The following is a 13,150-nucleotide window of genomic DNA, read 5'->3' on the forward strand; positions in this document are numbered from 1 at the left end:
GCAACAGCTAGCTATCTATAAAGTTAGTTCTATTACAGGTAAGAAATCTTGAGATTATTCATTGCGGAAAAACCCAGCCTTGCTCGTGCATTGGTTGATGTGTTGCCTAAACCTCATCAAAAAAATGATGGCTATATTAAGGCTGGTAATGGTGACGTAGTCACTTGGTGTATAGGCCATTTATTGGAGCAAGCTGAGCCAGAGGTATACAATCCCGATTATAAAAAGTGGGCTATAGAGCATTTACCAATCGTCCCAACAGAATGGAAATTAGTCGTTAAAGCTAATACTAAAAAGCAATTTACTGTCGTTAAGAAGTTAATAAAAGAAGCTGACGTATTAGTTAATATGGGCGACCCAGACAGAGTTGGACAGATTTTGATTGATGAGGTAATTAATCATTGTGGCGTGTCCAAAGCTAGAAAAGCAGAAGTATTGCGTTGTTTGGTAAGTGATTTAAATCCAGCAGCAGTAACAAAAGCATTGAATAATCTACGCAAAAATATTGACTTTATCCCTTTAGCTACATCTGCATTAGCAAGAGCCAGAGCAGACTGGTTGTACGGTATCAACATGACTCGTTTGTGTACCCTACAAGGTCGTCAATCTGGCTATAACGGGGTTTTGTCTATAGGACGGGTTCAGACACCAGTTTTAGGTTTAATTGTTCACCGTGACCTTGAGATTGCTAATTTTGTTCCTAAGCCATTTTATGAGGTAATGTGTACTTTCGTGACACAAAAAGGCGAATCTTATCAGGCTAAGTGGCGCCCAAGTGCGGCATGCGAACCTTATATGGATGAAGATAATAGAGTTCTATCCAAAGCATTAGCACTAAATGTCATTTCTAGAGTTCAAGGTCAAAAAGGCAAAATCATCAAGGTAACTCAAGACAAAAAGGCCACACCGCCACCACTACCTTATAGTTTGTCAGTGTTACAAATTGATGCAGCTAAGCGATATGGAATGAGTGCGCAGACCGTGCTTGATACGTGTCAGCAACTTTATGAACGTCATAAGCTGATTACTTACCCTCGTTCAGATTGTCGCTACCTACCTAAAGAGCATTTAAATGAAGCAACCCAAGTTATTGGAGCTATCCGTAACTCGTGTTCAGCTTTAAGTGATGCTGCCAATAACGCTAATGTCAGTTTAAAGAGTAAAGCATGGAATGATGCAAAGGTGAGTGCTCACCACGCTATTATACCAACTTTGAAATCAACAGATATGAACCGTCTTTCTGCAGCAGAAAACAATATTTATGAGCTAGTCGCTCGGCAGTATTTGATTCAGTTTTATCCTCCATTTGAGTATGTCGATAAGCAAATTGACACTGAGGTGTCAGGTGGATTGTTTATTGCCAAGCAAAAGGATGTTGTATCTCAAGGCTGGAGAAGCTTGTTTCCCTCAAAGCCAAACACACAAGGTGAAAGTGAGTTTTCGGCTACAAGCCTGCCTAATGTATCAAAAGGTGAAGAAGTTCATTGTCAGCAAGCAGATTTGAAGGAAAAACAGACAACGCCTCCTAAGTATTTTACTGATGCAACCCTATTATCCGCAATGACGGGAATTGCCCGTTATGTTACAGATGACTCTATTAAAAAAGTTTTGCGCGATACAGATGGCTTAGGCACAGAAGCGACTAGAGCTGGGATTATTGAGCTGCTATTTAAACGACAGTTTCTTACACGAAAAGGTAAAGATATTCGAGCAACTGAAGTTGGAACGCAGCTAATCTGTTCATTACCAGCACGGATGACAATCCCAGATATGACGGCACATTGGGAGTCTCAGCTTGAAGCGATTAGTCAAAAAGAAATCAAATATTCACACTTCATGGAACCCATTACTCAGAGCATTTATGATCTAATCATAGAGGTTAAAACGGTTACCTTCAGTGGTTTGAAAGGGAGGGGAACTCCTTACAAACAGAACGGGGCTTTTAAGCCTAAAACTAAAAGAGCAAGAAAACTCAAATTTTAGTAATTTTAATGAACAGCTTTCAGCTGCGAATAGGTGTATTGAGCGAATATAAACAGTTCGAGGTCACAAATAAAAAATTCTTCATAGAAAGAACAATTTTCGCTTTACTTATCAAGTAACTTACTGATAAGTTTATTTTTTTACATTGGTGGGAAAGTTGTATGAAAACAATCTTATTCTTTAATAATAAAGGTGGTGTAGGTAAAACTACATTGGCATGCAATTTGGTCTCGTATATGAATATTCATATGGGAAAACGGATTTTATTAGTCGATGCAGATCCTCAATGTAATACAACTCAAATGATTTTGGGTGATGATATTTGTGAAGATATATATTTTAATAAATCTTCAGATTACGACACGTTATACTCAGCTTTAAAACCGTTAGAAAATGGTGAACCTCAGATTAATGCAAAGATAACACCTGTATTAGGTACTACTAATAACTTTCAAACTGATATTATTCCAGGTCATCCGAATATGTCTATTATAGAAGACATTTTGAGTAACGCTTGGGGAGATTTGCGCTCAAGGAGTATTGGTGGCTTGAGAATTACAAACTGGTGTCATCATCTAACAAAAGAGTTTGAAGACCGCTATGATTATATAGTATTTGATGTTGGCCCATCACTAGGTGCATTAAATCGGTCAATAATTTTGGAAAGTGATTTTATTATCACTCCATTTGGTTGTGATATTTTTAGCCTGTTAGGGATAAAAAATATTTCTGGATGGATTGGAAACTGGAATAGAATATATACCAAAACTATTGATGACATGATTGACGAAGGAAAAAAGGAAATACTAGACGGTTTTGAAATTATCCAAGATACTAATTTAAAGTTTAGATTTGCCGGTTTTTCGGTTCAACAGTATGTAACTAGGTCTTTTAAAACAGGCCGACGTCCAGTAAAAGCATATGATGATGTAATGAAAGAAATACCGTCCACTTTCACCGAATCCATGAGTGAATTCTTAGTGGAAAAGAGTGATATATCATATGAGCTAGGCCATATCCCTTATGTCAATAGTTTGGTTCCATTATCACAAACTAATAAGTGTCCTATTCATCAACTAAATTCATCAACAGGGATTGTTGGTGCGCAAAGTAAACAGGTTAGAACTTATAGTGATCTAATGGATGCTATCTCTAGAAAAATACTTAAAAATGTCGGTGGTGAGTGATGATAAATTGGCCAATTAGTTTAATTAGAGAGGTTGCTAGAAGAAGAGCTTTTTTATTTTTAGGAGCAGGTGTATCAGCAAGTGCTTTGAGTGATGATAATTTAAGCCCCCAAACTTGGGGACAATTTTTAGTCTCAGCTAGTAAATTAATAAAAAATGAATCCGATGAAATAGAAGTCAAAATCTTAATTGAACAAAAAAAATATTTGCTAGCTTTACAAGCTATAAAAGATTCTGCAAATGCCGCTGACTATCACTCTTTAATAAATGAAAGCTTTAATAATCCAAAGTTTAAGGCCAGCCCTCTTCATGAAATTATTCTAGATTTGGATTTGGAAATAATTGTCACAACAAATTTTGATAAAATTTATGAGAATTACTGTCATCAAACTTCTACGGACGGATATCGTATTCTAACTTATAAATCGGATGATTTAGGAGACCTTTTACGATCAGATATTCGACTCATTGTCAAAGCGCATGGTTGTGTCAATGAAACTCGTTCAATGGTGTTTACTAAAGCTGAATACCATAAAGCGAAACGAGACAATCCTCAATTTTATGAGTTATTAAAAGCTATATTTCTTACTCACACATGTATTTTTATTGGATGTAGTATGGATGACCCGGATATTTTACTTACGCTTGAAGATGTTAACATCACATCATCAAGTATCTTTCCACATTATGTACTAACTCTTGATGGGATTTACAGTAGTATTTCTAAAAAAGATTGGGAAGAAACTTATAATATAAAAGCTCTTGAATTTGGGCCAAATTACTCTGACCTTGTTGATGAACTTAAAATTTTACATGAGAAAGTAGTAGAATTTAGAAGTGTCCATCGATAATATAATCAAAGTAATTTTTAAATTAGATTTGGTATTAAAATTTCCTCACCATTATCACCTAAGTAAATGTTATACAGACCAGTATGATCTTGTTTTTCTAGAGAGATAAGATCATATAGTTCACCTGTTCGGCTTAGATAGGGTGCACTTCTATCATATCTATCTGGAGCAAAGCCCATACAAATAAGAGGTAAAGATATTTGTTTTTCATAGTTTCTATTCATTAGCTCAGGAAATGAACCATTTCTATTCGAAGTAGGCCAGATTCTTGGACGGTTCGAACTTGTAATAAATACACCTGCATCAATATATCCTTGTTGAAATAATGTACCTAGTTTGTTTATTGCTCTAAATGAACTCGCAACATTTCCAGTTTCAAATTCTACCCCAATTTTAAATTCAGATTTAATTTTTTTTGAAAGAGAGAATAAACAATGAGATGATTCAGGTAATGAACATATGTCATAACAGTCTCTTTCAACATACATGCCATAAAACATAGGAAATAGAGTATGTATCATTGACTCTTCAAGTTTATTATCATGAATATATTCATATATAACACTGAGTAGGTTTCTTTTGTCTTTTATTGTATAGCCGGAGTTAGTGTAAGTGCGCTTAATTAATCCATCAAATGACTGATCATTAATTTTTGTTTCGCCTTCACAACCTGGGATTTTTGCAAGCTCAGATTGAAATTTATTTGAAATATACGTAGCTGAATTTGTAACGCAAGCCGTAATTTTTTTGTTTGTTTGCACTTTGAAACATAATGTATCATTTATTACAAACTCACTATCCGTTGTTTTAATTTCATTAAGTGTGCTGGTTATAATTAATTCAATATCATTTTTAACAATATCTGGAATGAAATCACCAGTTTTTTCCACTGTGACTTTCATTGCCTTTTACCTTTTACTTTTTTGATCATATTTATTATAAATTGATTACTAGATTCTTCATCACATATAGAAAGCAACTCGAATAAGCTAAGTAAAGGAAGTGGTTTAACACCTCTCTCAATTTTAGAAATATATGCAGATTCAAGACCAAGAGAGTCACCAAGCTGGACTTGAGTAATTCCTAGTTTCTCCCTGATAGTCCTGACCTCAAGGCCAACTTGTAACTTGAATTTATCTCTCTGTTTTTTATCCATAAAAATTTTATTCATGGGTTATATTTGTCTCTCATGCTAATTCACTAGGGTTTTACTATGAAGGTCCTAAAGGACCTTTATTGATTGATTAACTGTGGTCCTAAAGGTCTTGTTCTAGTGTTGTTCTGGTTGGTTCGTGGTAGAATCGATAGATATACAGAGAGAAGGTATGCGTAGATGAGTTATTCAAACCAATTTTATAAAGCGTTAAATATTAATCCTGAATCAAAAGAGGAGATAAGTTTAGCCTCGAAAAAATCTTGTGTTTCAACAACTAATTTGAATTACTATAATGATAAGAACATTGTTCCTTCTGGTCTTGATCTTGAGAATATTGAAAAATATTTTAATATTTCGGAATTAGAGCTAATGGTTAAAATGGGTAGATTAGATCAGGTAATTATTGATGCGATACAACTTAATTCAGATAAATTAATTAAGCTTATAGAAAGTGATTACAACAAAGCAAAGTCAAGTGTTGATTTTGGAATGTCAGAAATGGTATTTGAATCTAAGTATGGAAAGTTATTTGAAGGTGATTGTTTAGATGTAATGAGTCGAATTAAAAGTGATTCAGTTGATTTAGTCTTTGCAGATCCGCCTTTTAATTTAGCTAAATTATATCCATCAAAAATGGATGATAGTATAAAAGCTGAGAAATATTTATCTTGGTCTGAGAAGTGGATGTCTGAATGCATTAGAATATTAAAGCCAGGTGGAGCATTCTTTACTTGGAATATTCCTCTTTGGAATAGTAAGTTATCTGGTTATTTACACGGAAGATTAAATTTTAGGCATTGGATTGCTACAGATATTAAATATAGCTTGCCGATACAAGGGCGTTTATATCCATCGCATTATTCATTATTATATTTTGTTAAAGGTGAAAAGCCTAATACTTTTAAAGCCGATAGATTGGCTATGGATGTATGCCCTAAATGTTTTGGTGACCTAAAGGACTATGGTGGCTATAAACACAAAATGAATCCTAAAGGAATCAGCCTTACTGATGTGTGGTTGGATATTCCGCCTGTTAGGCATGCAAAATATAAGAAAAGAGAAGGTTCAAACGAGCTATCAATAAAATTGCTCGATAGAATAATAGAGATGGTAACAGTAGAAGGTGATTTGGTTTTTGATCCATTTGGTGGGGCTGGAACTACTTATGTTGTTGCTGAAATGAAAAAAAGGAATTGGATTGGGTCAGAATTAGGACCTTGTGATGTTATTGTTGATAGGTTTAAGCAGATTAACGAAGAAAGAGGTTATTTAGAAAAGTTAAGAGGTGATATAAATGATATTTTCCCTCCCAAGATAAAGATAGAAAGGCAAAAAAGAAACCTTTGGACATACGAGTCTGAACAATTAAGGAAAATGAAAACTGCTATAAAATAAATCTAGATTTTTTTAAAAAATAATATTTTATTTTATTTTAATTTTATGTTGTCACAATTAGATAGTTTAATTTTTCAATCTGTTTAAGTTTGCTTTTTAAGGGGAACCTATTCATCAAAACAAGCGAGTTCCGCAGATTCGGTACTATCGCAAAAAATATTTCAAAGGCACACCAAGCTCATCGGCCATGAGCTGAAGGGGTTATGGGTGTGCCTTTCTTTCTCATAGTGATTCATCCTGCTATGTAGTGGTAAAGCTAGGATCAATGCCAATTACCTAATTCTTTTGGAGTCATATTCGTTCGCTTACGAGCTTCTTTGAGCTGCTTTGTTTCCTAATAGTGAAAATACAAAGTTATAAGCAATGAATCAGAATAATATCCTGTCACGGCGAAAAAAAATTAACGACATAATAAGGGATATAAGCTTGTTTTTCGTGTTGTGAAATGGTCATATAGTTGTTTATCCTTTTAGGAAACAAAGCCTCTTTGAGCCTGTCTGGGAACTGGTTCGGTTTAGCTACTTAGTTTTATCTGGATACCTTGAACAACTTAAATTGTCTAAGTTTTACTGATATTAGTATACTTAGTAATCCTAAGTTTTGTTTGGTGGCGCTTCATGTCTCAAACCATTAAACTCAATGAGCATATCTACTACCTTCTCATTGAAAAGAACCTAAACCATTTTACAGTGACTTCATTGCGTAATGAGCTGCTAGCTTGCAACAATATTTTCTGGGATCCTTTTGAGGCGAGAGTGCTCGTTTACAAGCAGATTTGCGGTTTAGTTAAGAAGAATTTGTTAGTTAGAGATGCTAACCCAAGTCCTATCAAAGTAATTTACAGTAAATCACTGAATTTTAAACATACTAATTTTATAAAGAAAACTCGAGCCGTTCAAACTAGTTCGATGGAGTTAAAATTCAACAGAATCAATAGGTGCAATCAATTTAGGTTTGATATGCAAACTCTACAAAATGAGTATGAAACTGAGTCTATAGTGGTCGAATCTGAGCTTGAAGAATATCAGCGCTTAATGAAGCAATATCCTCAAAAAACAAACTCCATTTTAGAATTTGTTAATGAAGGAAATATGCGTATTTTATTGTTAAAAGGTAAGTTAGCTGCATTAAAAAGAATTCGAGAAATGTGATATAGATATAACTTCGTAAATTTTCAACACCCAATGGAGATTTTATGACTAAGTTGAATGCAGTTAAAGGTAGGTCTTTCGCCGCTCTAAAAGCTGAGGCTTTTAAAAATGATGAAGTGTTAGGAGCTTACTTAGCAGAACAACGCAAAGAGGAATTGTCAGCAGCATTCACTGGTATGAGGATGCATGCTGGTTTAAGTAGTGCACAGATTGCGGATAAAATAGGATTATCACATAGTAGCGTATTGAAAATAGAGAAGTATCCAGAACGGGTAAGTTTTGAACGGTTAGACGCTTATGCTATTGCTTGTGGGTTTAGCTTGAAAATCTCGATTTGATGCTATTTATCATGTAAATGGTTCTTAGTTATAGGGCGAAAGCTAGTCACATTCAGTTTTCTGGCTTTAATTTTTTTATGAAAATCTATGAATGTGTGAAATAATTGCTAATCATATAAAAAACAATGGTTTAAATATTTTTGCAAATAAAACTTGTAACATTGACCGTGAAGGGCAGTTACTCGTTGATGAAGTGATTGCCTATCTTGGCGTGACGGGGGACAAGCTACATCAAACCCAGCGTTTACTGATCAGTGACTTAAACCCACAAGCTGTAAAACGGGCTCTAACGCAGCTACGCAGCAATCGCGAGTTTATTCCTTTATCCACATCGGCCTTAGCTCGCAGTCGTGCCGATTGGCTCTATGGCATGAATATGACGCGTGCGTACACCATCCAAGGTAAAAAGGTCGGTTATCAAGGCGTGTTATCCGTCGGCCGAGTACAAACGCCATTGCTTGGGCTAGTGGTGCGCCGTGATGAAGAGATTGCTCACTTTCAATCTAAACCTTTTTATGAAGTACTGGCGCATTTGGCGACCGAGAAGCAAGAAACCTTCAGCGCCAAGTGGCAACCTAGCGAAGCTTGTCAGCCTTATATGGATGAAGAAGGACGAGTGTTAGTGAGAGGGTTAGCGCAAAATGTGGTGAGTCGCATCAGTGATAAACCAGCCTTAGTCACTCAATTAGTGGCTAAGGACAAGAAACAGAATCCACCATTGCCCTACAGCTTATCCGCGTTACAGATTGATGCGGCCAAACGGTTTGGTATGAGTGCTAAGGATGTGCTCGATACCTGCCAAAGTTTGTATGAACGTCATAAACTCATTACTTACCCACGCTCCGACAGTCGTTATTTACCCGTTGAGCAACATAACCTTGCGCCTTCGGTACTTAAGGCGATCAGTAGCGGTGCTGCTGAGTTATTGCAAGGTGCTGATGCACCCGATCCCCGTCTTAAATCTAAAGCATGGGATGATAAAAAAGTGGACGCCCATCACGCAATCGTCCCCACAGAGAAGACGGCTAACTTATCTAGCTTGAGTCAGCGTGAGAGGCAGTTATATCTTCATGTTGCTCGCCAGTACTTAGCCCAGTTTTATCCGGCTTATTGTTACAGTGAAACCACAGTGCAAGTGACAATCGAGGGTGGCTTATTTAATACTAAGGCGCGTCAGGATAAATCCCTCGGCTGGAAGCAACTCTTTGCCCGCCAAGAGCCAAATGGCAGTAAGGCGAGTGGCAACAAGTCGACGGAAGAAAGCACTGGTAAGGACGATGAGGAGAATGACGAGTTTATCGGCCAATTACCACCTTTGAAATTGGGACAGGCTTTGCATTGTACTCGAGGCGAATTGTTGGAGAAAAATACTCAACCACCAAAGGCCTTTACCGATGCCACTTTACTCGGAGCTATGACGGGTATTAGCCGTTATGTGACCGATCCTGAGATCCGTAAAATTCTTAAAGAAACCGACGGATTAGGTACAGAGGCTACCCGTGCAGGTATTATCGAATTGCTGTTCAAACGCGGTTTTTTACAGCGCTTAGGTAAATCTATTGTCTCGACAGACGTGGGGAAAGGATTGATTAACAGCTTGCCCGCGAGTGCGACTACGCCGGATATGACAGCGCTTTGGGAAGCGAGTCTGAATGGCATTTGCCATAAAGAAACCTCTTATCAAGCCTTTATGCAGCCACTGCTCGGCACCTTATCCACGCTTATCCAGAATGCAGGCGCACAACTGCCAACCGCGCTTAATGGTTTACAAGGCCAAGGTTATCGTAAAACGGCAAGTAATAAATTCGGTTATCGTAAGTCGTACTCTAAAAAATCAAGTTCAGCGAAAGGTATAGGTACAACAAAAAACAATGGTTCCAACAAATATGCTTCCCAAAAGACCAGTTCCAAAAGTTCGGTAACTCGATCAACCAGTCGTTCAGCTTCTAATAGCCGCAAATCTACAACAGCAGTGTAATGACACACTTGTTGCATATATGTCGTTATTGTCTCTTGATGTAATAACGACATTTAATTTATCTAACGGTATTTAACAACCGATAATCACGATATTTCGAGATTGCCTGATCCGTATCTAAAAAACACCTTGATTTTCAGCTTTTCCTCCCGGTGGCATATAACCTGCTTAGTATTGATTGGGGAAAATAATATATTAAATAAATCATGTGATTATATGTGGTTTCGCTGAATTTAAAGGTAGATGAAATGAAAAAGACATTGCTCGCTTTGATGATCCCAAGCTTATTGTTAATGGGAACTGCTCAAGCCGTTGAGTTGTATAATGACCAAACTAACAGCGTTAACATGATAGGTTGGTTAGGTTTTGCCGCGTTAAATGATGGTCATGAAACTTCCGTTATAGATAATTTTTCTCGTGTTGGTTTTCGTTTCGACCGTCAAGAGAAAAATGGCTGGAGCTCCTTTGCCCATACGGAATGGGGTATCAATATGGTGACCAGTGATGACGGCCTTATATACACGCAAGGCCAAGGTGGCGGTCAGTTATCTGCATCTAAAAATTCAGATTTTTTATTCAATCGACTGGGTTATGTAGGGATGTCCCATGAGAAATGGGGAAAGATCAGTTTTGGTAAGCAATGGGGGGCTTACTATGATGTCGCTTACACAACCGATGTGCTCAATGCTTTTACGGGGTGGTCAGTGGGGGCCTATACCTTCGGTGACGGTGGTTTAACAGGGGCAGGGCGTGCCGATGCTGCGCTGCAATATCGTAATACTTTTGGTAATCTACATGTCGCAGTGCAGTATGCCTCTAAACAAAATAGCGATGTTGCCTTGTATGATGGCAGTGGTGCTCCCTTGAATGATGGTTCCGAATTGAGTTTCGAACCTAGCTACGGTGCAAGTGTAACTTACAACTTTACTGATAAATTTAAAGTGCTAGCGGGATTTAATCGTGGTGATTTTACCGGAAATCTTGCAGGCCAAGAGGTTGATAACACTAATCAAATTATTGGTATTGGCGCCCAATACGGTAGTTTCTATCAATATGCTCCAGGTCGTGATGCTGACGGTTTATACGTAGGTTTTAACGCCCATAAGAGTGAGCAAAACGAATTAGTGGGCGGAGATTTATATGATTCAACTGGAGCAGAGTTTATTGTTGCTTATCAGTATGATAATGGTTTCGTTCCAACAGTATTACTGACATATCAAGATCTTGATACCGATGTAGATACTGCGATCCAAGGAAAATGGACACGCCAATTTGCAGTGTTAGGTCTGCATTATCGCTATAGCCGCGACACAATTATGTACGTTGAGGCCAAAATAGATTTCAGCAGTATGGATGATAAAGCCTATGAAGATCTACAAGATAACAACTATGCGGTGGGAATCCGTTATTTCTTCTAGATCCTATGGTTATCATTAATTTTTCAAAGGTCACTTATGTGACCTTTGTTATTTATGCACTTTGTTAACCGATGCTTTCTATTTTTGTTATAGAGCACTCGTTAGCCTTGAAAGATTATACAATCCCCAGTTTCTTCATTTTGCTGCGCAGGGTATTGGCATTGATGTCCAATAACTCAGCCGCACCTCCTGGACCATAGAGTTTTCCACCTGTAATCCTCAGTGCATGACTAATATATTTTCTGGTCATAACATCAAGGGGCACAAGTTTATCGCTCGCATAGTTTGGATCTATGATAACGGTTTGATTTGCTTGGGTCGTAATTTCCTCACCCTGATGTGGAGCAAGGAAGCCAAAATCTAACGGTCCTGAAGGTTGTTGTATTATCGCCCGTTCGAGCACGTTAATGAGTTCTCGGACATTTCCTGGCCAAGCGTATTGATTCAGAATATTCAATTGTTCCGGTGTAACTCTTGGTAATTGAGGCAGGTTGAACTTTGAACTCAGTTGCTCGATAAAATGCTGTACGAGTAAAGGAATGTCTGTACGTCTTTGTCTTAATGAAGGGATTTCAATAGGGAAAATAGCTAAGCGATACCAAAGATCTTCCCGAAACATTTCTCTGTGTACCATAGCTTGTAAATTTCTATGGGTGGCAGCCACTATACGAATATCCAGCTGTACAGCATCATGCCCACCCACACGGGTAATACTGCTATTTTGAAGCACACGGAGTAATCGAACCTGTGCGGATAGTGGTAGCTCACCAATTTCATCGAGGAAGATAGTGCCGCCATTGGCTTGTTCGAAGTAGCCAATTTTACGGGACTCAGCCCCAGTAAATGCCCCTTTTTCATAACCAAAGAGTTCGGAGTCAATCAAAGTATCTGGAATGGCGCCGCAGTTGACCTTGATAAAGGGCTTATCCGAACGTTCAGAAAGTTCGTGAATAGCATTAGCTATCACTTCTTTTCCACACCCCGTTTCACCCAGCATTAGGACGGTCGTATTAATCTTGGCAATAGATTGCACTTGCTGCATGACGTGTTTCAAGCCTGAATTGGCTCCCACTACGCCATTCTGGACATCCAGTGTTCTGCGAAGACTCACATTCTGCTTTGAGAGTGCTTCATTTTCTTTAAGTAAATTACGTCCGCGTAGATTTAGTGCAGTGATTAAGGCTAATGCATGCATATGCGGAGCAATTAAATCAGCATGACGAGGGCGAAAAACGCCTGTCGTTTTGGCATAAAATCCGACTATCCCAAGGTGGGTATTTTCGATAGACATTCTCAAAATGATCAGCGAACGAATACCACTGATCACCTTAGGCGCAACTAAAGCTGTGATTGGGTCGTGCTCAATATCATTAACAATTCTCACGCGTGGGCGTTGAGGATCATCTAAGCACTTAGCCAGTTCTTCAGGGATAGATATTTGCCTATCTAAGGTACATGATTGGTTAGCATTGACATGAGAAATAAATTGTATGTCATTAAATTGTTTGCGAAAAATATTAATAAATAGCCCATCAATAGGCAGTTCATCCCGAATAAACTCGAAGTAACTTTGCAGGGACTTTTCGAGTTGTAGGCTACTGCATAATCTCAGTGTCGATTCGTGATAAAAGTGTTTTTCCATTGATATTTCATGTTAATCATTAAGTATCGTGATTGTAGATCTTTATATTTC

General features: G+C 37.7%; 10 protein-coding genes and 1 pseudogene. 8 read left to right on the top strand and 3 right to left on the bottom strand.

Annotation, left to right across the window (positions count from 1 at the left end; all coding sequences use genetic code 11):
• Nucleotides 1-48: 48 nt before the first annotated feature.
• From AAA952_RS15275 to AAA952_RS15285, 3 genes are all read left to right on the top strand, one after another.
• A complete protein-coding gene (locus tag AAA952_RS15275; RefSeq protein ID WP_338258253.1) occupies nucleotides 49-1,983 on the top strand; it encodes a DNA topoisomerase III in 1,935 nt (644 codons plus the stop codon).
• A 161-nt stretch (nucleotides 1,984-2,144) separates the two neighbouring features.
• Nucleotides 2,145-3,170 (top strand): ParA family protein, encoded by a 1,026-nt coding sequence (locus AAA952_RS15280; RefSeq protein WP_338258255.1) that lies wholly within the window; start codon nucleotides 2,145-2,147, stop codon nucleotides 3,168-3,170.
• Entirely contained in the window at nucleotides 3,170-4,021 is an 852-nt protein-coding gene (locus AAA952_RS15285) for an SIR2 family protein (RefSeq protein WP_338258257.1), read from the top strand. The genes AAA952_RS15280 and AAA952_RS15285 overlap by 1 nt, the downstream gene beginning before the upstream one ends.
• Before the next feature lie 17 nt (nucleotides 4,022-4,038).
• On the opposite strand, the gene AAA952_RS15290 is transcribed toward AAA952_RS15285, so the two are convergent.
• Entirely contained in the window at nucleotides 4,039-4,923 is an 885-nt protein-coding gene (locus AAA952_RS15290) for a hypothetical protein (protein WP_338258259.1), read from the bottom strand.
• Nucleotides 4,920-5,192: a helix-turn-helix domain-containing protein gene (locus AAA952_RS15295; protein WP_338258261.1), complete on the bottom strand. Its 273-nt coding sequence runs from the start codon at nucleotides 5,190-5,192 to the stop codon at nucleotides 4,920-4,922. Before AAA952_RS15295 ends, AAA952_RS15290 begins: the two co-directional genes overlap by 4 nt.
• 162 nt (nucleotides 5,193-5,354) lie before the next feature.
• On the opposite strand from AAA952_RS15295, the gene AAA952_RS15300 reads away from it, so the two are divergent.
• From AAA952_RS15300 to AAA952_RS15320, 5 genes and pseudogenes are all read left to right on the top strand, one after another.
• A complete protein-coding gene (locus AAA952_RS15300; protein ID WP_338258263.1) occupies nucleotides 5,355-6,572 on the top strand; it encodes a DNA-methyltransferase in 1,218 nt (405 codons plus the stop codon).
• Between the two features lie 617 nt (nucleotides 6,573-7,189).
• The gene (locus tag AAA952_RS15305) at nucleotides 7,190-7,723 is read left to right on the top strand and encodes a hypothetical protein (RefSeq protein ID WP_338258265.1); all 534 of its coding nucleotides are present in this window, start codon (nucleotides 7,190-7,192) and stop codon (nucleotides 7,721-7,723) included.
• A 44-nt stretch (nucleotides 7,724-7,767) separates the two neighbouring features.
• The gene (locus AAA952_RS15310) at nucleotides 7,768-8,061 is read left to right on the top strand and encodes a helix-turn-helix domain-containing protein (RefSeq protein ID WP_338258268.1); all 294 of its coding nucleotides are present in this window, start codon (nucleotides 7,768-7,770) and stop codon (nucleotides 8,059-8,061) included.
• Between the two features lie 163 nt (nucleotides 8,062-8,224).
• Nucleotides 8,225-10,039, top strand: a pseudogene (locus tag AAA952_RS15315) (DNA topoisomerase III); the annotation flags it as partial.
• A gap of 248 nt (nucleotides 10,040-10,287) precedes the next feature.
• Entirely contained in the window at nucleotides 10,288-11,457 is a 1,170-nt protein-coding gene (locus AAA952_RS15320; protein ID WP_263146239.1) for a porin, read from the top strand.
• A gap of 115 nt (nucleotides 11,458-11,572) precedes the next feature.
• On the opposite strand, the gene AAA952_RS15325 is transcribed toward AAA952_RS15320, so the two are convergent.
• Nucleotides 11,573-13,099: a sigma-54 interaction domain-containing protein gene (locus tag AAA952_RS15325; protein ID WP_338258271.1), complete on the bottom strand. Its 1,527-nt coding sequence runs from the start codon at nucleotides 13,097-13,099 to the stop codon at nucleotides 11,573-11,575.
• Nucleotides 13,100-13,150: the final 51 nt, after the last annotated feature.

This window comes from Shewanella sp. M-Br (assembly GCF_036245925.1).
Lineage (GTDB): Bacteria > Pseudomonadota > Gammaproteobacteria > Enterobacterales > Shewanellaceae > Shewanella > Shewanella oncorhynchi.